General features: G+C 61.2%; 19 protein-coding genes. 12 read left to right on the top strand and 7 right to left on the bottom strand.

The window, feature by feature from the left end; genetic code table 11:
* Positions 1-26 precede the first annotated feature (26 nt).
* Both GTP45_RS20985 and GTP45_RS20980 read right to left on the bottom strand, forming a co-directional pair.
* Complete coding sequence (locus GTP45_RS20985) at positions 27-884, bottom strand: outer envelope protein (RefSeq protein ID WP_161015805.1); 858 nt, start codon at positions 882-884, stop codon at positions 27-29.
* Between the two features lie 117 nt (positions 885-1,001).
* Positions 1,002-1,727: a GntR family transcriptional regulator gene (locus GTP45_RS20980; RefSeq protein WP_229258571.1), complete on the bottom strand. Its 726-nt coding sequence runs from the start codon at positions 1,725-1,727 to the stop codon at positions 1,002-1,004.
* A gap of 212 nt (positions 1,728-1,939) precedes the next feature.
* Between GTP45_RS20980 and GTP45_RS20975 the strand changes: the two genes are divergently transcribed.
* The 5 genes from GTP45_RS20975 (at position 1,940) to GTP45_RS20955 (ending at position 7,491) form a co-directional block, all read left to right on the top strand.
* Entirely contained in the window at positions 1,940-3,484 is a 1,545-nt protein-coding gene (locus tag GTP45_RS20975) for an ABC transporter ATP-binding protein (protein WP_161015804.1), read from the top strand.
* A complete protein-coding gene (locus tag GTP45_RS20970; RefSeq protein ID WP_161015803.1) occupies positions 3,471-4,541 on the top strand; it encodes an ABC transporter permease in 1,071 nt (356 codons plus the stop codon). The genes GTP45_RS20975 and GTP45_RS20970 overlap by 14 nt, the downstream gene beginning before the upstream one ends.
* Positions 4,538-5,419 (top strand): ABC transporter permease, encoded by an 882-nt coding sequence (locus GTP45_RS20965; RefSeq protein ID WP_161015802.1) that lies wholly within the window; start codon positions 4,538-4,540, stop codon positions 5,417-5,419. The genes GTP45_RS20970 and GTP45_RS20965 overlap by 4 nt, the downstream gene beginning before the upstream one ends.
* Positions 5,420-5,517: 98 nt before the next feature.
* Complete coding sequence (locus GTP45_RS20960) at positions 5,518-7,179, top strand: methyl-accepting chemotaxis protein (protein ID WP_161015801.1); 1,662 nt, start codon at positions 5,518-5,520, stop codon at positions 7,177-7,179.
* Between the two features lie 33 nt (positions 7,180-7,212).
* Positions 7,213-7,491: a 2Fe-2S iron-sulfur cluster-binding protein gene (locus GTP45_RS20955; RefSeq protein WP_161015800.1), complete on the top strand. Its 279-nt coding sequence runs from the start codon at positions 7,213-7,215 to the stop codon at positions 7,489-7,491.
* On the opposite strand, the gene GTP45_RS20950 is transcribed toward GTP45_RS20955, so the two are convergent.
* A complete protein-coding gene (locus GTP45_RS20950) occupies positions 7,488-8,900 on the bottom strand; it encodes a DUF4214 domain-containing protein (protein WP_161015799.1) in 1,413 nt (470 codons plus the stop codon). The genes GTP45_RS20955 and GTP45_RS20950 overlap by 4 nt on opposite strands.
* Positions 8,901-8,971: 71 nt before the next feature.
* Positions 8,972-9,874 carry an AraC family transcriptional regulator gene (locus GTP45_RS20945; protein ID WP_161015798.1) on the bottom strand — a complete coding sequence of 301 codons (903 nt, stop codon included), beginning with the start codon at positions 9,872-9,874 and terminating at the stop codon, positions 8,972-8,974.
* 113 nt (positions 9,875-9,987) lie between these two features.
* On the opposite strand from GTP45_RS20945, the gene GTP45_RS20940 reads away from it, so the two are divergent.
* Complete coding sequence (locus GTP45_RS20940) at positions 9,988-10,524, top strand: carboxymuconolactone decarboxylase family protein (protein ID WP_161015797.1); 537 nt, start codon at positions 9,988-9,990, stop codon at positions 10,522-10,524.
* On the opposite strand, the gene GTP45_RS20935 is transcribed toward GTP45_RS20940, so the two are convergent.
* Positions 10,521-10,826: a hypothetical protein gene (locus tag GTP45_RS20935; protein ID WP_161015796.1), complete on the bottom strand. Its 306-nt coding sequence runs from the start codon at positions 10,824-10,826 to the stop codon at positions 10,521-10,523. The genes GTP45_RS20940 and GTP45_RS20935 overlap by 4 nt on opposite strands.
* A gap of 60 nt (positions 10,827-10,886) precedes the next feature.
* Here GTP45_RS20935 and GTP45_RS20930 point away from each other — a divergent pair, with 60 nt between their 5' ends.
* From GTP45_RS20930 to GTP45_RS20920, 3 genes are all read left to right on the top strand, one after another.
* On the top strand, positions 10,887-11,156 hold the full coding sequence (locus tag GTP45_RS20930; RefSeq protein ID WP_161015795.1) for a MoaD/ThiS family protein: 270 nt from the start codon (positions 10,887-10,889) through the stop codon (positions 11,154-11,156).
* Between the two features lies 1 nt (position 11,157).
* Positions 11,158-12,249, top strand: coding sequence for a WD40/YVTN/BNR-like repeat-containing protein (locus GTP45_RS20925; RefSeq protein WP_161015794.1), 1,092 nt, complete (start codon positions 11,158-11,160; stop codon positions 12,247-12,249).
* Positions 12,250-12,319: 70 nt separating this feature from the next.
* The gene (locus GTP45_RS20920; protein WP_161015793.1) at positions 12,320-13,366 is read left to right on the top strand and encodes an MBL fold metallo-hydrolase; all 1,047 of its coding nucleotides are present in this window, start codon (positions 12,320-12,322) and stop codon (positions 13,364-13,366) included.
* Here GTP45_RS20920 and GTP45_RS20915 read toward each other — a convergent pair.
* Both GTP45_RS20915 and GTP45_RS20910 read right to left on the bottom strand, forming a co-directional pair.
* A complete protein-coding gene (locus GTP45_RS20915; protein WP_161015792.1) occupies positions 13,350-13,694 on the bottom strand; it encodes a hypothetical protein in 345 nt (114 codons plus the stop codon). The two genes, GTP45_RS20920 and GTP45_RS20915, sit on opposite strands and share 17 nt — an antisense overlap.
* 131 nt (positions 13,695-13,825) lie before the next feature.
* A complete protein-coding gene (locus GTP45_RS20910) occupies positions 13,826-16,291 on the bottom strand; it encodes a TonB-dependent receptor (RefSeq protein WP_161015791.1) in 2,466 nt (821 codons plus the stop codon).
* Between the two features lie 154 nt (positions 16,292-16,445).
* Here GTP45_RS20910 and GTP45_RS20905 point away from each other — a divergent pair, with 154 nt between their 5' ends.
* From GTP45_RS20905 to pgmB, 3 genes are all read left to right on the top strand, one after another.
* A complete protein-coding gene (locus tag GTP45_RS20905; RefSeq protein WP_161015790.1) occupies positions 16,446-17,441 on the top strand; it encodes a LacI family DNA-binding transcriptional regulator in 996 nt (331 codons plus the stop codon).
* A gap of 93 nt (positions 17,442-17,534) precedes the next feature.
* Positions 17,535-19,856, top strand: coding sequence for a glycoside hydrolase family 65 protein (locus GTP45_RS29350; protein ID WP_161015789.1), 2,322 nt, complete (start codon positions 17,535-17,537; stop codon positions 19,854-19,856).
* A complete protein-coding gene (gene pgmB / locus GTP45_RS20895; RefSeq protein WP_161015788.1) occupies positions 19,853-20,494 on the top strand; it encodes a beta-phosphoglucomutase in 642 nt (213 codons plus the stop codon). Before GTP45_RS29350 ends, pgmB begins: the two co-directional genes overlap by 4 nt.
* The last annotated feature ends 4 nt before the right edge of the window (positions 20,495-20,498 follow it).

Below are 20,498 nucleotides of genomic sequence, written 5' to 3'. Positions count from 1 at the left end.
CGTTTTCCTTTGCGTTGAGAAGCTGGTTAGAAGTGGTATTCCGCACGAACCATTGGGGTTCGAGCCGTGGCGCCCGGATTGTTCTTGCTTGGGTTGCCGAACTTGTTGCGCCAGTATTGGTAAGCCACGCCGACCTTGAAGGTGTTCTTCGGCGTGCCGATGGTTTCGCTGATGTCGTACATGATCTGGGCGTCGATATTGGTTTCCGGCGCAGTGCCGCCGCCGAATTCATTGGTGCCCTTGGCGGTGATGAAGTTGGCGTAGCCGTTGAACTGCAGCGGGATGCCGACGGTGAACGGGATGCCCCAGGCGCCGGTCAGCATGGCGTGGGTTTTGTAGGCATAGCGCGGCGTCGCGGTCTTGGTGAAGGTGCTGTACGGCGCGTTCGATTCCCAGATCACCAGCGCGCTGATGTCGAGGAAGCCCGGCACGTCCAGCATCAGGGTCGGGCCGGCGACCACCATGCGCTTCTTGGAGTTGTAGCCGGCGTCGGTCTTGCTGTTGAAGTCGAAACCGACGGTGGCGCCGACGCCGCGCACCGGCCCGAAGGCGTAGCTGTTGCCGGTGATTTTGCCGAAGTCCAGCGTGTTGCGGTACACCACATAGGCTTCGTGCGCGCCGACGTTGGAGCCGGCCGCCGATGGATCCTTCTCGGACGACATCAGCAAGTCTGCGCTGAAGAAGTTCTTGCCCAGCTTGTAGCCGGATACGTGGCTCAGGTTGACGATGGTCTTGGTGATGTCCTGGTTGTTGAATGGCTCGGCGAATTTAGTCCCGTAGCGGTAGCCCAGCGAAGTATCACTCCACTCGGCCGCTTGCGCGGAGCAAGTGGCGATGAGTGCGAGGGTGGCGAAGGCGGCGGTGCGGCGGACGAGATGTGACATGACGAGCTCCATTCAAGTTGTTGTAGTGAGGGTTTGAAAGCACTTTTTTTGTATCCAATCGTTTTATGGATTGGATTCAATCTCGTCCACATCTCTAGCAATTAGCGGGCCAGATATTTACAAACCCGACAACGCTTCAGCTAGATTAACTTTCTTGTCCTGCTCCGCCAGCCGCAGGCGCGTCTCGATTTCCAGCAAATGATGCTCGATCAAATGGGTGGCTTCCTTGACCTTGCGCTGCTCGATCAGCGTGGCCAGATCCTGGTGTTCGTCGTTCTCGCACATGGTGCTGCCGGGCGATTCGTAGAGGGCGATAATCAGCGAGCAGCGCGACACCAGTTCGGCCATGAAGCGCTGCAGTACGTGGTTGCCGGCCAACTGCGCCAGCAGCAGGTGGAACTCGCCGCCCAATCGTATCCAACCTGCGCGGTCGCCACTGCGGCGGGCCGCATCTTCGGCGGCCAGGGCGGCGCGGATTTGCTTGAGCGATTCCGGCGTGGCGTTCTGAATTACCAGCGGTACGATCTCGCGCTCGATGGCGCGCCGCGCGGCGAAAATATCGCGCGCTTCCTGTGGCGTGGGCGAGGCAATCACCGCGCCGCGATTGGGCCGCAGCTCTATGATGTGGTCGTGCGCGAGGCGTTGCAGCGCCTTGCGCACAGTGGTGCGGCTGACTTGATACAGCTCGCAGAAATCCGCCTCTCCGAGGTGGGTGCCTGGGGGCAGGCGGTGGCTCATGACGGCGTTAACCACCGCCTTGTAGATACGCATGTCGACGGCGGTGGTACCGCGTTTGACTGCGTTGTCGGCTTTGCGCTTGTCGGGCATTGCTGGATTCTCCATGTGAGTGATGCGTGCTCCTGTTAAGCAGGAAGCGTGCTAACTCGTGTACAAATCCGCTGCCCCAATTGTGTACGAAATGACTTTGTTTGTCGCAGCTGCGCACGTTTTTGGGGAACAAAATACCAAAACGGCGCATGATTTGGTGCATGGGTGTGGCATGCTAATTGCGTCTGTCTTCCTATCCGACTTTGTATACGATGAGGAGAATGCCGATGACTGAACCGCGCTTGCAGATGCTCGGCATCTCCAAGATCTATCCCTCGGTGGTGGCCAATGACAAGGTCGATCTGACCGTGATGCCGGGCGAAATCCATGCCGTGCTGGGCGAGAACGGCGCCGGCAAGAGCACGCTGATGAAGATCATCTACGGCGTGGTCAAGCCCGACGAGGGACAAATCATGTGGGAAGGGAAGCAAGTCCACATCCACTCGCCGCACGATGCGCGCAAGCTGGGCATCGGCATGGTGTTCCAGCATTTCGCCCTGTTTGAGACGCTGACCGTAGCGGAGAATATTGCGCTGGCCCTGGACGACAAGGTGTCGCCGGCGGCGCTGGCGCCGCGCATCCGGGCCGTGTCGGAGCAATACGGCTTGCCGCTCGACCCGGCGCGTTTGGTGCACAGCATGTCCGTTGGCGAGCGCCAGCGCGTCGAAATTGTGCGTTGTTTGCTGCAATCGCCCAAGCTGCTGATCATGGACGAGCCGACCTCTGTGCTGACGCCGGATGCGGTGCTTAAGCTGTTTGAGTCGCTGCGGTGCCTGGCGGCGGAGGGTGTTAGCATCCTCTATATCAGTCACAAGCTTGATGAAATCCAGTCGCTGTGCGACAAGGCCACGGTGCTGCGCGGCGGGCGGGTGTCCGGCACGGCGCTGCCAAAACAGGAAAGCGCCAAGTCGCTGGCGGAGTTGATGATCGGCCGCGAGCTGCCGGTTTGTGTACACAAACCGCGTACGCCTGGCAACATATTGCTGTCACTGGACAAACTGAATGTGCAGAGCGACGATCCATTCGGCACGCGCTTGAAGGATATCTCGCTGTCGCTGCGCAGCGGCGAGATTGTTGGCATTGCCGGCATTTCCGGCAACGGCCAGCAGGAGCTATTGAAAGCCATTTCCGGCGAACGCCCGCTGTCGGCCCGCGAGGGGACGATCAAGCTTGGCCAGCAGGATGTGGGCGCGTTCGATGCTGCGCAGCGCCGCCAGCTGGGACTCGGCTTTGTGCCGGAAGAGCGTCTTGGTCGCGGTGCAGTGCCTGATCTGACGCTGGCTGATAACGCGCTGCTAACCGGCTACGTCCCCGCCGCCAACACCGGTATGGTGAAGAAAGGCTTGATCCAGCGCGCCGCGATTGCGGTGTTTGCGCACAAGGTGATTGACCGCTTCAAAGTGAAGTGCGGCGGCGAGCTGTCGGCGGCAGCCTCGCTCTCTGGCGGCAACCTGCAAAAGTTCATCGTCGGCCGCGAGATCATGCTGGCGCCAAAGGTGATGGTGTTCGCCCAGCCCACGTGGGGCGTGGACATCGGCGCGGCCATGCTGATACGGCAGGCCATCATCGACATGCGAGATCAAGGTGTGGCGGTGCTGGTGCTGTCCGAGGAACTGGACGAGTTATTCACGATGAGCGACCGCATCGCCGTGCTGGCAGATGGCCGCCTGTCGCAGGCGGTGCCGGCGGCATCCACCAGCATCAACCAGATCGGCGTGTGGATGAGCGGCGATTTCGATTTTAAAGGAGCTCCAGAATATGTCTCGGCTTGAACGACGTCCCGAACCCTCGCGCCGCATGATGCTGGCATCGCCCTTGATTGCGGCGATGGCGATGCTGATTACCGGCTCCATGCTGTTCTTCTTCATCGGGCAGGAGCCGGTGCATGCTTTCTACGTCTACTTCGTCAAGCCATGGACGACTGCGTATGGCGTGGGCGAGCTGCTGCTCAAGGCCACCCCGCTGATCCTGTGCGGCGTTGGCCTGGCGATCGGCTTCCGCGCCAACGTCAACAACATCGGCGCGGACGGCCAGCTGACCATCGGCGCGATCACCGCCGGCGCGGTGGCGCTGTACTTCGATGAAGTGCAAGCGTGGTGGGTCCTGCCCTTGATGGTGCTGGCCGGCGCCATCGGCGGCATGCTGTGGGCGGCGATACCGGCGGTGCTGCGCACGCGCTTCAACACCAGCGAGATTCTCGTCAGCCTGATGCTGGTGTACGTGGCGTATCACTTGCTGAGCTACCTGGTGCACGGGCCGATGCGCGATCCGGCCGGTTTCAATTTCCCGCAATCGAAAATGTTCAGCGATTCGGCCACGCTGCCGCTGCTGGTGGAAGGCCTGCGCGTGAACGCGGCTTTCATCTTGTCGCTGCTGGCGGCTGGTGCGGCGTGGTTCTTCTGCAAGCATACGTTTGCCGGCTATCGCATGCAGGTTAGCGGCATGGCGCCTGCTGCCGCGCTGTATGCGGGCTTTAGTGAGCCGCGCAACGTGTGGCTGGCGTTTATGGTCAGCGGTGCGCTGTCCGGCATTGCCGGCGTGGGCGAAGTGGCGGGGCCGCTGGGACAGTTGCAGCCGTCTGTCTCGCCGGGCTATGGCTTCGCGGCGATCATCGTGGCTTACGTCGGGCGCTTGCATCCGCTGGGCGTAGTGCTGTCGGCGATTCTGATGTCGCTGCTTTATATCGGCGGCGAGACCGCGCAGATTGAATTGCAAGCGCCGTCCGCCATTACCGGCATCTTCCAGGGCTTGCTGCTGTTTTACCTGCTGGCTGCTGACCTGTTCATCCACTATCGCTTCAAGCCGCACAAGCGGGAGGTATACGCATGATGACCAATGAATTGTTGATCGCCTTCCTCGCCAGTACCGCAGGTGCGGCCACGCCTCTGGTGGTGGCCTCGATGGGCGAGCTGGTGACCGAGCGTTCCGGCGTTCTCAATCTGGGACTAGAAGGCATGATGCTGGTCGGCGCAGTAGTCGGCTTCGGCGCAACGCTGAGCACCGGCAGCATGGCCATTGGCTTGATGGCGGCCATGGCGGCGGGTATGTTGATGGCGTTGGTGTTTGGCTTCCTGGTGCTGACGCTGCAAACCAATCAGGTTGCCACCGGCCTTGCACTGACCTTGTTCGGTATCGGCGTGTCGGCCTTCCTCGGCCGCAGCTACGTTGGACAGACCGTGGAGCGCATGCCTATCCTGTTCGGCTTTGACGGCATGGTGTATTTCTCGATTGCGCTGGTAGTGCTGATCGGCTGGATGCTGGCGCGCACGCGGCTTGGCCTCATCATCCGCGCGGTCGGTGAGTCGCCGCATAGTGCGCATGCGATTGGCTTCCCGGTGATCGGCCTGCGCTACGGCACGGTGCTGTTTGGCGGCGCCATGGCCGGCTTGGGCGGTGCTTACTTATCGCTGGCGCTGACGCCGATGTGGGTCGAAGGCATGACCGCAGGACGCGGCTGGATCGCATTGGCGCAAGTGGTGTTCGCAACGTGGAAGCCGCGCGGCGTGTTGATCGGCGCTTACTTGTTCGGCGGCGTGACGGTGTTGCAGTTCCACGGTCAGGGTATGGGGCTGGCGATTCCATCGGAGTTTTTATCGATGCTGCCGTATGTTGCCACTATCGTGGTGCTAGTGCTGATCTGCCGCAATCCGCAAACAATCTTGTTGAATAAACCAATGTCTTTGGGCCAGAACTTCAAACCAGATTAATATTTGTTGTATTCGCCGCAAATTGCGACAATTGGTGAATTTGTAGCATCGAAAATAATTTTATTCTGCGCAGAGATCTCTCTTCCAAAGGAGCAGTCATGCGCTTGAATTCACCAGTCACCCAAAACGAATATGTGATGGAGGACGGCAAGACCATCGTCTCCAGCACTGACTTACAGGGCAATATCAACTACGCCAATCCTTACTTCATTGAAGTCAGCGGATTCACGGAAGAAGAGTTGATGGGCGCACCGCAAAACATCGTGCGCCATCCCGACATGCCGGTGGAAGCGTTTGCGGATTTGTGGAGCACCATCAAGGGCGGCATGCCGTGGACTGGGCTGGTGAAGAACCGCTGCAAGAACGGCGACTTCTATTGGGTGCTGGCGAATGTCACGCCGGTGATCGAGAACGGCAAGCAGGTCGGCTTCCTGTCGGTGCGCACCAAGCCGTCGCGCGAGCAGGTGCGCGCGGCGGATGCGCTGTACCGCGAATTCAAAGCCGGCAATCCACGCAATCTGCGCATCGTGAATGGGCGCGCGGTATCGACCGGTATCGCGGCACGCTTGCGCCAGCTAACCCGCGCGTCGCTGCCGGCGCAGATTGCCGCCGCCACCACGCTGCTGTTCGGCGTGCTGGCGATCCTCGCGGTGACACTGCTGGCGATGGATAGCGAGTCGATCGCCAAGGCGCATAACTGGCTCGGTGGCGCGGCGATTATCGCCATGGCCGGCATGCTGGCATTTGGCCGCAACCTGTACGTGAACGTGGCGCTGCCGTTGCGGCAAGCGACGCGCTGCGCGCGCATGATGGCGGGCGGCGATCTCACCTCGACGATTGATATTCAGCGAGAGGATGAAGTTGGCCAGTTATTGGCGGCGCTGCGGCAGACCAATATCAACCTGCATAGCATCATTGGCGATGTGCGCGCCAACTTCGATGAGATTTCGGTGGCCACCGATGAAATCGCGGATGGGAATATGGATTTGTCGGGCCGCACGGAATCGCAGGCATCGAGCTTGCAGCAGACCGCGTCCAGCATGGAGCAATTGACGGCGACGGTACAGCAGAGCGCATCCAACGTCGCCAGCGCCAACGAGCTGGCCGAACGCGCGCGCGAAGTGGCGACGCAGGGCGGCAGCATCGTGTCGCAAGTGGTGACCACTATGGGCGATATCAGCGCCTCGTCCAACAAGATCCTGGACATTATCGGCTTGATCGACGGTATCGCTTTCCAGACCAATATTCTGGCTTTGAACGCGGCAGTGGAAGCGGCGCGCGCCGGCGAGCAGGGCCGCGGCTTTGCGGTGGTGGCAACCGAGGTGCGCGGACTGGCGCAGCGCTCGGCCACAGCTGCCAAGGAGATCAAGGCTTTGATCGATACCTCGATCGAGAAGGTGCAGGCAGGTACGCTGCTGACCAACAGCGCCGGCGTCACCATGAACGAAGTGATTGAGTCCGTGTGCCGCGTGTCGAAAGTAATGGGAGAGATTTCCGACTCCACTCGTGAACAGAGCAACGGCATCGGGCAGGTGAATCAAGCCGTCATCAATATTGACGACATCACTCAGCAGAATGCGGCACTGGTGGAGCAGGCGGCTGCGGCAGCCGGCAATCTGGCGCAGCAGACGCGCTGCGTGTCGCAGGCGATGGCGGTATTCAAGTTGCAGCATGCGGCCAGCGCGGGACTCAAGCGCCCGCCACCGCCGCGTTCAACGCCACCGGTCGCCGAGAAAAAGCGGCTGCAACTGCATGGCTGATACCATGTCGCTTTTGATGAAGCGACGTGGCACATGAAGATTACGCTGGCAGGGCAGGGATGGCAGTTTGACGCGGACGCACCGGACACGGTGCTGGAAGCGGCCGAGCAGGCCGGTATCCGCCTGCCCAGTTCCTGCCGCAACGGCACCTGCCGTACCTGCATCTGCCTGTCCACCAGCGGCGCGGTGCGCTACAAGATTGCGTGGCCGGGCCTCAGCCTCGATGAAAAGCGCGAGGGCTATATTCTGCCTTGCGTCGCCATCGCCACTTCCGACCTCGTGATCGAAGCACCGGCCGCCAGCACCTTTTAGCCGAACGGCGTGAAGGTGAAGCCGTTGCCGATGCTGCCGATCAGCGCGGCCTGGTTTTCGGGGCTCTCGCCAAAGAAGGCCAGCACTTGCGCTTGCGTCAGGGCGTGGGTGTCCAGTATGTCGAGCCAATATTTGGTGCCGCCTGCATCGCCGCCGCGGTGCAGCACGTTGTGATACAGCTTGTCCAGGAAGTCGCCGTTGCTTGGCGTGGCGCCATACATGGCCTGGAACTCGCCGCTCTGGGTAAACTGGCCGGCGATGCTGTCCAGCGACATGCCGCTGTCCATCGACTTGATCCAGTAGCCGAGGCCACCGGCATCGGGCACGCGGTTGAACGCGGCTTGGTACAGGCGGTAGACCTGGCCGCCGTTGCCGCTGATGTCCAGCGCCATGGTGCTGTCGCTGAATTGCACGCGCTCTACGCCTACCAGCGTATCGGTGCCGGCGCTGCTTTTCACGCTGTAGCCGTCGGCAGTCTTGGCGATGGTATAGGCTGCGCGCGCGCCGCCGAATACGGCGGTATCGATGCCGGCGCCGCCGTCCACGGTGTGGTTGCTGTCGCTCAGCGTGATGACGTCATTGCCGATGCCGGCATCGACCGATAAGCCATTGCCGCCGCCTTTGATCACGATCTTGTCGTTGCCCGCGCCGCTGGCCAGTTTCCATGGCGTGGACAAGGTGGCGGGCAGCGTCACATTGATAGTGTCATCGCCAGAGAAATTGTTGCCGTTTTCCAACAGGGCCTTGCCGAGAACGGTGCTGCCGCTGATTTGCAGGCCGAGGCCGGTGGCAGAGAAGCTGCTGCCGTCGCCATAGGTTTCGGAGATCGAATCCAGCTTGCCGGACAGCACGGTGCTGCTCAAGCCCGGGCCGACACTGGCGGCGTTGCCCTGCACGCTGAAATTGCCGGACAGCGTGCTGCTGGCGCCTTGGCTGCTGGCTGTCATCGAGGTGAGAGTGCCGGAGTAGTTGCCGCTCTGCGGCACCGAGACTGCGCCTTGCAGCGTGACCGTGTAGTCCTGTCCATCGGCGAGCTTGGTGTGGTAGCTGGCGCTCTGGATGCTTTCCCCGATGCCGGCCAAGACCACGCCGTTGGCGCCATAGTCGTAGTGGTAGTTGAGCGTGCCCTGAATCGTGATCGCGCCGCTGGCTTGCTGAATGGTTTGCTGCGTGGCGCTGGCCGAGCCGCTGAAGGCATTGGGATTGGCCAACGTTACGCCGCTGAATTTGTTGATGGCGCCGTCGGGATAGCTGATGGTCATGGTGCTGCCATCCAGAACGCCGGTAGTGTAGCTGGCATGCGCCACATCAAAAGCGTAACGGGTGCTGATGAACTTGTCGATTCCTGCGCCGGCATTGGCGAAGGGTGTGGTGATGTTGGAGCGCAGGTTGATGTTAATGGTTGCCATGTTTACCTTGTTGCATAGTTGGGTAGAGGTTAAATTTTTACATAAACAGAACTTTGAAAAATCACCAATTGTCACGCGACCGTGCGGTTGCCGCCTTTGCGGTACGCGCCCGGGCCGACGCCGTATTGCCGCTTGAAGGCGCGGTTGAAGGCGGCTTCGGACTGGTAGCCGACCGCTTCGCCCACAACGCCGGCGGAGCGGCCTTCGTCCAGCAGGCGGGCGGCGCGCGCCATGCGCAGCTGCGTCAGCACCTCGGCCGGGGTGGCGTTGGCCGCTTGCTTGAACAGGCGGGCGAAGGTAGCGCGCGACATATGGCTGGCGTTGGCCAATTCTTCCAAAGTCCACGGCTTTTCCGGTGCGGCCAGCATGCCGTTGAGCGCCGCTTGCAGACGACGCTCAGCCATGACGCCGAACAGCCCGGGCGTTGCCAGCGCCTGTTCCAGCCACGTGCGGATCAGCAGCGCGAACAGCGCCGACGCCAGTTGGCGAATGATGGCTTCGGAACCGGCACGCGGCGTTTCGGCTTCTTCTTGCAGCATGCGCATCAGGTGGCGCAGGCTTTGCGCGCCGGGCCGGCCGGCGGTGTGCACCACCAGCATGGCGGGCAGGGCGGCCAGCAAGCCGTCGCTGCCGTCGCTGTCGAAATGGAATTCGCCGCACAGGATGTCGGTTTGCGGGCCGTCGCCGTCGTTGCGTTCAAAGCGCAGCAGGCCCGGCTCGCCATGGAGCGGCGTGGCCAAGGCTGGATCGCCCATGTGCAAACGATGCGCGCTGCCGTGCGGAAAGACGATGATGTCGCCGGTTTGCAGCGCCAAATCGCCGCACAGCGCCTCGCCGTGCACGATTAGATGGTAGGGCGCAACGCCGCGCGGCGCGCCGTCGTGATCGAGTACCCACGGCGCGCCAAAGCGGCAGCGCACGTCCAGCGCGGCGCGCACGGGGTAGAGCGAAAGCAGGTGACTGAGGGAATCCATAGTTTGCCAATGAGACGATAGAGCAAATTATAGAGCATTTCAGGCATTCATCTGTGCAGGCGATCGGCCTACACTGTCTTCCATACCAACTCACCCTTGAAAGGAAACAGATCATGTCCCGCTTGTTCAACCAACCCGTTTCGGAAGCCACCGGCCACGCTGCCCAACTGTTCGGCGCCATCAAAGGTGCAATCGGCATGGTGCCGAATGCTTACGCCGCCATCGGCAATAACAGCCCGGTCGCGCTGGAAGCCGCCTTGAATTTGGACGCCGCGCTCGGTAAAAGCAGCTTGAGCGCGAAGGAAATTGAGGTGATTAAACTGGCCGTCAGCCAGGATGCCGGTTGCGATTACTGCCTCGCCGCACATACCCTGATGGGCGGTAAAGCCGGCCTCAGCAAAGACGCCATCAAGGGCGTGCGTCACGGCCAGGCCGTTGGCGATGCCCGCATCGATGCGCTGGCGACGTTTGTCCACACTGTGGTCAGCACCAGCGGCGACGTGCCGGCAAACGTGCTGCTGGCAGTGAAACAAGCCGGCTACAGCGATGCGCAAATCGTTGACACCTTGCTGGCAGTGGCGTCGATCACCTTCACCAATCTGTTCAACCGCGTGAATGTGACCAAGCTGGATTTCCCTGCCGCTGATTAATCGCGCTTGCGCAGGCGCTGCAATAGCGCCTCGGTGGTATCGCTGAGCGGCACGCCGTGCCGTCTCAGCAGTTGCACATTGAGCACCAGGTTTTCCAGCACCAGCTTGGCGGCGACGGCCAGCAGCGTCAGGTGCTTGTCTTCATCGCTGAAGGTCTCCATCGCATCGGCCATCTCGCACAGGTGGCTGGCGATCAGGCCGCGCAAGTCTTCCTCTTCAAACGGCAGATCGGCGAAATCGATCGGGTCTTCCTTCTCCACTTCCTGCATCAGTAATTCCAGTTCTTGCGGCGTAATCGACATGCAGAGCTCCGGTGGTTGCGGCGATTTCATTTTAGCCGTAATCGGCATAGAATCGATTAGATGGCGCATCTGATATTTACACAACAATTAGGACGCTTCATGACCGTGCCGCAAGTGGAGACCCAGGCGGCCGATCTACGCAGTGCTCTTGATGCCTGCTTTGCCGATCATCCCCGGCTGCGCGGCTACGTGCTCGACGAGCAGGGTGGCTTGCGCGAGAACGTGGTGGTTTTCATCGACGGCCAGCGCGCCCGCGATCCCAAGCGGCTAGACGACGCGCTCGCGCCCCATTCCCAAGTCTATATTTTGCAAGCACTGTCAGGAGGCTGATATGTCCGATCGCGCCTACATCGCGACCCGCAAAGGTTTGTTCGAAGTCTATCGCACGCATGAGGCGTGGCTGCTCGATCAACAGCATTTTCTGGGGGATCCGGTGTCGATGATCCTGCCGGATCGGCGCGACGGCACGCTGTACGCGGCGCTCAACCTTGGCCACTTCGGCGCCAAGCTGCACCGGCGCGATGCGGGCAGCAATGACTGGGTGGAAGTGGCTGCGCCGGCTTTCCCGGCCAAGCCGGCCGACAGCACCGATCCGGTGGAATGGACGGTCAAGCAAATTTGGTCAATGGCGGCGGGCGGGCCGGATGAGCCGGGCGTGCTGTGGGCCGGCACCTTGCCGGGCGGCTTGTTCCGGTCGGCGGATCGCGGCGCGAGCTGGCAATTGGTGGACGGCTTGTGGAATGTGCCGGAGCGCGCGCAATGGATGGGCGGCGGCTACGATGTGCCGGGCATTCACAGTATTTGCGTCGATCCGCGCGACAGCAAGTCGGTGCTGGTGGGGATTTCCTGCGGCGGCGCCTGGCTGACCGAGGATGGCGGCGCCACGTGGAAGCTGCGCGCCAAGGGCATGAAGGCCAATTACATGCCGCCCGAGCTGGTGGAGGTGGAGCAGGTACAGGATCCGCACCGCATCGTGCGCTGCGCGGGCGAGCCGGACAAGCTGTGGTGCCAGCATCACAACGGTATCTGGCGCAGCGTGGACAACGGCGCTAACTGGACCGAGGTCAAGCCGACTGGATCGATTTCGAATTTCGGCTTCGTCACGGCGGTGCACCCGCAAGATGGCGAGACGGCGTGGTTCGTGCCGGCCGAGGCCGACAGCAAGCGGATTCCGCCGCATGCCTCGCTGGCGGTCACGCGCACCAATGACGGCGGCCAGAATTTTGTCGCATGGCGCGGCGGCCTGCCGCATCAGCATTGCTATGACCTGGTGTACCGCCACGGCTTGGCGGTCAGCGATTGCGGCCAGATTTTGCTGATGGGCTCGACCACGGGCGGCGCGTGGCTGTCGGAAGATGGGGGCGGCCAGTGGCAAACCATTTCGACAACATTGCCGCCGATTTACGCCGTGGCCTTCGCCTAAAAAAAGTCCACAATATTTGCCTGCGTGGTTCGTCTACACAGCAAGACCACCTTATCGCAGGAGTTTCACCATGACTTATCCATCCGCTGCCGACAGCCTGGACAGCTTGTCCGTGCCGAGCGTGCCGCGCTCGCGCGACGGCCGTTTCCGCAATCCGGTCAAGATGCACAAGATGGGCTTGTTCAAAACGCTGGGCATCATGCTGCGTTTCGCTTTCGACAAGCCGAAAGACACGGTGCCCTCGCTGCCGATTCCCGTTCACGCGATCACGCAGCAGCAACTAATGGATGCTTCGGATCGCAGCCTGTTCCGGCTTGGCCACTCGACCGTGCTGCTCAAGCTCAACGGTCAGTTCTGGCTGACCGACCCGGTGTTTTCCGAGCGCGCCTCGCCGGTGCAGTGGGCCGGGCCGCAGCGCTTCCACGCGCCGCCGATCAGCATTGACGACCTGCCGCCGATTAAGGGCATCATCCTGTCGCACGATCACTACGACCACCTCGACCGCGACGCCGTGCTCAAGCTGGCCAGCAAGACCGATCATTTCATCACGCCGCTGGGCGTGGGCGACCGCTTGATTTCGTGGGGCATCCCGGCCAGCAAAGTGCAGCAGTTGAGCTGGTGGCAGGCCACTTTTGTGGCAGGGTTGAAGCTGGTGGCAACGCCGGCGCAGCACTTCTCGGGCCGCGGCCTGGGCGATCGCAACAAGACTTTGTGGGCGTCGTTCGTGATTGAAGACCGCGACGTGCGCGTGTTTTTCAGCGGCGACAGCGGCTATTTCGACGGCTTCAAGGAAATTGGCCGCCGCTACGGCCCGTTCGATCTGACCATGGTGGAAACCGGCGCCTACGATCCGCAATGGCCGGACGTGCACATGCAGCCGGAAGAATCCTTGCAGGCTCACATCGACCTGCGCGGCAAAGTGCTGCTGCCGATTCATAACGGGACATTCGATTTGTCGCTGCACGCCTGGCATGATCCGTTTGACCGCATCACGCAGCTGGCCGAGGAGCGCCGCCTGCCGATCGCCACGCCGGCCATCGGCCTGCCCATGGATATCCGCCAGCCGCATGCTGAAACCAAGTGGTGGGAAGCGCTGGTGACTACGCCGTCACGTTGATGTATTGACCGATGGTCTGGCCGAGCGTGTTGACTTGCGGCTTGGGCGGCTGCAAGTCGGCTGGAAGTTGCTGGGCTGAGCGCGGAGGATTCTCGATCGCGCTATTCAAATTGATGGCGGGCGTCGGGTTCTCTGCCGCCTGCGTTGCCTGGGCTTGATTGCTCTCGCGCTGATTGTCGGCGAGGGTTTGCTTGTCCTTCACCAGCTGCGCGCGGCTGGCCTCCAGGCGATCCGCATCCTGATTCACACGCACCTGATCCTTTTGCACCTGCCTTTCAGCTTGTGCAACCGATGCTTGCAGCGCGTTGATGGATGAGAGCGAGGCCACAGTTCTTTCCCTGATGCAAAATTCTGGACAAGGCAAGGCAGGATCGTGCCATACGATCTATTGCAGATTAGGCCATAAAAACAAAAAAGGCAAGGCCAACTGCGCCTTGCCCAAAGAGGGAGAGTACTACCTTAGAAGCGGTACAGCAGTGATGCTTCCCAAGTGCGGCCAAACAGCGGACGCGCATTGATCGGGCCGACGTTGCCGGTGGTCAGTCGCGAGTTACCCTCGGTCAGGCCCAGCTCGTTGTTGAGGTTGGTGCCTGCCAGGCGCAGCTCGACCTTGTCGCCGAACGAGAACAGCACGCCGGCGTCGATGGTGCGGTAGGACGGCAGGTACTGCTGGTTGGCCTGGTCAGCCCAGCGCTCGCCGATCGAGGTGTAGGTCGCGTACAGCTTGGCCGCGTTGCCCTCGCCGAACGGGATACGGTAGGTCGGCGTGAAGCGGAATTGCAGCTTCGGCTGGCGCTGCACGGTTTTGCCGTCGGTGGCCGGATTGTCGCGGTACTCGGACTTTTGATAGTCGCCGGTCAGTTGCAGTTGCAGGTTTTCCAGCGGACGCACGGCCAGTTCGAATTCCACGCCGTTGCCTTTCGAACCGCTGATCGAACGCAGTTCCTGGCCGTTGGACAGGATTTGCGTGAACGCGATGCCGTCAAACTCGGTATGGAAGGCGTTGATGTAAGCCGTGTACAGCTGCGACGCGGTCTTGAAGCCGATCTCGTACTGGGTGATCTTCGGCGTTGGCAGCAGATTGCTGTCATTGGCGTCCTTCTGGTTGCCGGCGCCGCGCAGATCGTCAAACGAGATGAAGGTGTGGCCACGGTTGGCGCGCACGAACACCGAGGTATCGCGTGCCAGCTTGTAGTTGCCGCCGATGGTGAAGGAGTTGGCGCTGTCGGTACGGCTCAGGTAAGTGTTGGAGCCGTTCGGCACCGAGGTGCCGTTGTTGTAGACGGTCAGCGGATTGTTGTCGGTGTCGACCGAGTCCAGGTTGGAGATGGTGCCGCTGATCTTCTGCTGCTCGTGGCGCATGCCGAAGTCGACCTTGATCTTGTCGTTGACCTTCCACTCGTCCGAAATGAAACCGGCGGTGTTGCGGCCGTCGTACGAGGCGACCGGCGCGTAGAACACGTTGCCGTCAGTGCCGTTCTTCGACACCACCACGCCGTTGTTCAGGGTGACGTTGATCAGGCTGGCTTGCGGCACGGCCGTCATCAGGTGGCTGTTACCCAAGTACCAGACGTCGTGCGACGAGTAGTCGGCAAAGTAGCCGCCCACGGTCAGCGTGTTGTCCTTGAAGATTTCTTTGCTGACGCGCAGTTCGTCGGTGAAGGATTTCAGTTTCTTCTCCACCGCCCACAGGCCCGCCTGCACCACTTGCTGGCTGCCGCTGACTGCGCCGCCTTTGACGAAGGTGGCGGTGCCGGCCGTTGCCGGCTTGCCTGCGGCTGCAACTACGGCAGCATTGCTGTTGGCCGAGGCAATCGCCGCATTGATGTAATCGTTCATCGACAGCGGGTTGTTACCGGTGAACATGGCGATGGTGTTGAGGTCGCCGTCAAAACGGTTGAACTTGTTGGAGATGCTCCAGTCACCGATGCGCTGGTCGAAGTTGGCGCCGAACACGGTGGCTTTCAGGCCGCGGCCGTCGCCCAGGTCCTTGGTCAGGGTCTTGCCCGGTGCGGCTTCAATAGTGAAGTTGCGCATTTCGCCGCTCATCAGGGTGCCGGTCAGCGGATCGAAGCCGGGGAAGGCGGTGATGGTGCGGCCGCCGTTGCTCGAAATCAGCGGTACGCCGGTGTAGAAAGCGTTCTTGTCGTCGGTAGTGCGGGCATACAGGGTCAGCTTGCCTTGATCCAGGTTGCGGGTCAGGGTGGCGGTGATCTGGTGGCCGTCGTCGGCTGGGAAGCCAGCGTCGCGCACGCCGTCGGTCTTGCGGTAGAAGCCGCCGACCGAGCCGTACCAGCCATCGCTGATCTTGCCGCCGTAGTACATGTCCACGCGGCGCAGGCTGCCGGTGCCGGTGGTGAAGCGCACCGTGCCTTCCGGCGTGTCGGTGCCTTCTTTCAGGATGAAGTTCATGGTCGCGCCAGGCTGGGCGTTAGACCAGATGGTCGATGGGCCGCCGCGCAGCACTTCCACGCGCTCGACCGTATCGTCAAGGCGGAACGCCGACGAGCCTTCAAAGAACGACAGGGTCGGCGGCGGGAAGATCGGGTTGCCCATCATTTGCACCGACACGAACGGCGAGTCGGAGCCGGACGGGAAGCCGCGCACCTCGATGTTGGCGCCGGACTGGCCGCCGGTCGATTCCGCGTACACCCCTGGCACGATTTTCATGATGTCGGCGGTGCTGGACGGCGCAGCTTGCTTGAGCTGCTCTTCGTTGGCGGTGGTGATGGAGAAGGCCGAGTCGACCTTACGCACGCCGCGCGCGGAAGCCACGCCGGTCACGACCACTTGCTGGATTTCTTTCGCAACTTCCTTGGAGGGCTCGGCTGCCGGGGCTTCGGCCGTTTGGGCTTGGGCGGCAGCTTGGTTGACTAGAACGAGGACGGCGGCCGCAATGGCCGAAGGCAGGAACGGGTTTTTCATCGTGTCTCTTCTTTCTTATTAGGTGTTAGTTCGGCCATTGAAACAAGAAATGTTATCGATGTCAATTGAAATGTTATCGATGTCATTTTCCGCGACAAATTTCAAAACTCTGTCATAATGCGTCCGCGCCCTTGCTTTTTTACCCTCAAACAACATGCCCGCAAAGAAGACTGTAGCTACCGCCTTGACCATGGAAGACCTCGCCCAATTGGCCGGTGTTTCCAAGATCACGGTGTCACGCGCACTGCGCGACAGTCCTCTGGTGACGCCGGAAACGCGCGAGAAAATCCGCGCGCTGGCAGAGCAGCAGGGCTACCGCTTGAACGTCAGTGCGCGCAATTTGCGCATGGGCCGCAGTTATTCGGTGGCGGTTGTTGTAGAAATGACACCCGTGCGTGGCCGGCCGATGTCGGATCCGTACCCGCTGGAGCTGTTGGGCGGCATTACGCAAGAGCTGACCACGGCCGGCTACAGCGTGGTGCTGACCTCCAAACAGTTGATGAACACCGCGCCGGTGATGGGCGCGGACGGCCTGATCTTGCTGGGCCAGGGCTCGCACGGCGAGGCGGTGCGCACTTTGCAGCAGACCGGCATGCCGCTGGTGGTGTGGGGCGCGCCGGAGGCGGACACGGATTACATCGTGGTCGGCTCGGACAACCGCAAGGGCGGCATCAGCGTGGCCGAGCGCTTCATCGCGCAGGGCCGGCAAAAGCTGGTGTTCCTGGGCGATGTCGATCACGCCGAGGTGCAGGAACGCTGCGCCGGTTTTATCGATGCGATGGGCGGCGCGGCTTCGGTGCACATCATCCGTCCGAAAGCGTTCACGTTCGAGGCGGGCTTTGACAGCATCTCGGCGCTGCTGAAGAAAAAGGGCGCCTCGTTCGACGGCGTGTTTGCCGCCAGCGACTTGCTGGCCATGGGCGCGATCCGCGCGCTGGCCGAGAAGAATTTGCGGGTGCCGGAGAATGTCTCCGTCATCGGTTACGACGATACGCCCGGCGCCGCCAGTTTCGTGCCGCCGCTGACCAGCGTGCACCAGTACCTGCGTGATGGTGGCGTGTTGTTGGCCAAAAAAATGTTGGGCCTGATCGAAGGCCAGCCGGTCGCTTCTGAAATGCTGCCGACCACCCTGATGGTACGCCAGACCTAGTTTCCTGTTTTTCTGAAAACACCAAAAACATGCAAAAACCGGTGTTTTTCGGAATTCAAACCGCTTTGAATTGCATTTTCTAAGGAATTCGCTGTGCAACAACACACTTATCCGCTCGACGCCTGGTGCATCCGCGAGACCAGCTTTGATATCGACTCCCACTTCCTCGATGAGACGCTGTTCGCGCTGGGGAACGGCTACATCGGCCTGCGCGGCACCGGCGAGGAGGGCTACAGCGGCCCGGCCGGCACCTCGCTGGATGGCACGTATCTGAATGGCTTTTACGAGTCGGAGCCGATTGTCTACCCGGAGACGGCGTACGGGCTGGCCAAGGTCAACCAGTTCATGCTGAATGTGCCGAACGCGAAGGGCATTGAGCTGTGGCTGGGCGATGAGAAGTTTGATTTGCTGGCCGGCTCGATCCAGTCGTATGAGCGGGTGTTGGACTTCCGCACCGGCGTGCTGACGCGCGTGGTGGAGTGGACCTCGCCGCAAGGCCGCAGCGTGCGCGTGCGCAGCCGCCGCCTGGTCAGCTTCGAGAACAAGCATTTGTTTGCGATTGCGTTCGAGGTGACGTCGCTGAATTTTGAGGGGCATCTGCGCCTGGTGTCGGCGCTGGATGGCGCGGTGAAGAACCTGGAGGCGGGCGATGATCCGCGCGTCGGCTCGGCCATCTCCGGCCCGACGCTGCACATGATCGACAGCGAGCAGGCGGGCGGCTTCTCGGCGCTGGTGCAGAAGACGCATAACAGCGGCTTTACGCTGGTGAGCGCGACCGAGTCGGTGCTGAGCGCAGGCTTGCCGCCGGTGCTTGCGCAGGATGGCCAGCGTCTCACGCAAACGTGGGAAGTGGCGGTGAGCGCGGGCCAGTCGCTGACGCTGAATAAGTACGGCAGCTACTACTCGTCGCGCGACTACGATGCGAAAGAGCTGATGTGGCGCAGCAAGGACACCTTGTCCAGCGCCGCTGCTGCGGGCTTTGAAGATTTGCGCCTGGCGCAGGAGCAGTACCTCGCCGACTTCTGGCAGCAGGCCGACGTGCAGATCGCCGGCGACGACGCGCTCCAGCAAGGTATGCACTTCAACCAGTTCCACTTGCTGCAATCGGTGGGCCGTGATGGCAAGACCAATATCTCTGCCAAGGGCGTCACGGGTGAGGGCTACGAGGGCCACTATTTCTGGGACACGGAAATCTACATCTTCCCGTTCTTCCTGTATTCGAAACCGGAGATCGCGCGCAAGCTGCTGGAATACCGCTACGCCGGTTTGCCGAAGGCGCGCGAGCGTGCGCGCCAGATGTCCCACGATAAAGGCGCGCTGTACCCGTGGCGCACCATCGCTGGCGATGAATGCTCGGCCTACTACCCGGCCGGTACGGCGCAGTACCACATCAATGCCGATATCGCTTACTCGATCAAGATGTACATGGAGGCGACCGACGATCAGGAATATCTGATCAAGGCCGGCGCGGAAATCGTGATGGAGACGGCGCGTATTTGGGCCGGCATCGGTTCGTACGACCGCGCGGGCCGCTTCTGCATCAACCAGGTCACCGGCCCTGATGAATACACGGCGCTGGTGAACAACAACTACTACACCAACGCCATGGCGCAGATGCACTTGAACTTTGCGGCGTCCATCGCGGAGCAGTTGCAGGTACAGGCTCCATCCGAGTTCGCGCGCATTGCCGCCGCCATGGCTTTGGATGCAGGCGAGCCGGCCGAGTGGCGCCGCGCCGCATCGCTGATGAATCTCCCGTACGACGATGCGCTGCAAATCCACGCGCAGGACGATAGCTTCTTGTCGAAGAAAGTGTGGGACTTCGCCAACACGCCGAAAGAGAACTACCCGCTGCTGCTCAACTATCACCCGATGGTGATCTACCGCCATCAAGTGTGCAAGCAGGCAGACGTGGTGCTGGCGCTGCTGTTATTGAGCGATCAGTTCTCGCTGGAAGACAAACGCCGCGACTTTGATTACTACGAGGCGGTGACCACGCACGATTCGTCGCTGTCGTCCTGCATCTTCGGGATCATCGCAGCGGAGGTGGGCTATCAGGACAAGGCTTACCACTACTTCATGGAGACCGCGCGTCTCGATCTGGACGACACGCACGGCAACACGCATTACGGTGTGCACACGGCGGCGATGGCCGGCACGTGGCTGGGCGTGGCCTTCGGTTTCGGCGGCATGCGCGTGGTAGGCGGTGCGCTGCACTTCGCGCCGACGCTGCCGAAACAGTGGCAGCACTATACGTTCAAGATTCACTTCCGTGGCGCGCTGCTGGAAGTGCATGTAGAACCGGGCCGCGTTGAGTATCGCCTGCTGCAAGGCGATGCGCTGGAATTTACGCACGGTGGCGAAGTGGTGGCGCTGACGCTGTCGCAACCTAAGCAAACGAGGAGTTTCGTATGAGCCGCTTCAAGGCAGTGATTTTTGATTTGGATGGTGTGATTACGGATACCGCGCATTATCACTATCTGGCGTGGAAGCAGTTGGCGGAATCGCAGGGTGTGCACTTTGATCATGAGTTCAATGAAGGTTTGAAGGGCATTGACCGCATGGGGTCATTGGATTTGATCCTTGCGTCGGCCACGCGCTCGTACACGCCGGAAGAAAAGCTGGCGCTGGCGGATGTGAAGAATCGCCACTACCAAGAGCTGATTGCCACCATGTCGTCGGCGGATCTGCTGCCCGGTGCAGTGGAGGCGCTGGATGCGGTGCGTGCTGCCGGTTTGCGTATCGGCCTGGCGTCGGTCAGCAAGAACGCCTTTACGGTGCTGGGCCGCTTGGGCATCACCGACAAATTCGATTATGTGGTGGATGCTGCGACCATCGCGCGCGGCAAGCCTGATCCAGAGATTTTCCTGCGCGCGGCCAGTGAGCTGGGCGTGGCGCCTGCCGATTGCCTCGGCGTGGAGGATGCGGTGGCCGGCGTGGCGTCGATTAAGTCAGCCGGTATGTTCGCGCTGGGGATAGGACATCCCTTCGTGCTGACGCAAGCGGACGTGGTGATTACAAGTCTAAAAGAATTCAACCTCGCCGCTTACTAAAACC

Source organism: Duganella rivi, assembly GCF_009857435.1.
GTDB classification, from domain to species: domain Bacteria; phylum Pseudomonadota; class Gammaproteobacteria; order Burkholderiales; family Burkholderiaceae_D; genus Rugamonas; species Rugamonas rivi.
This window is presented reverse-complemented; position numbering and strand designations above follow the sequence as displayed.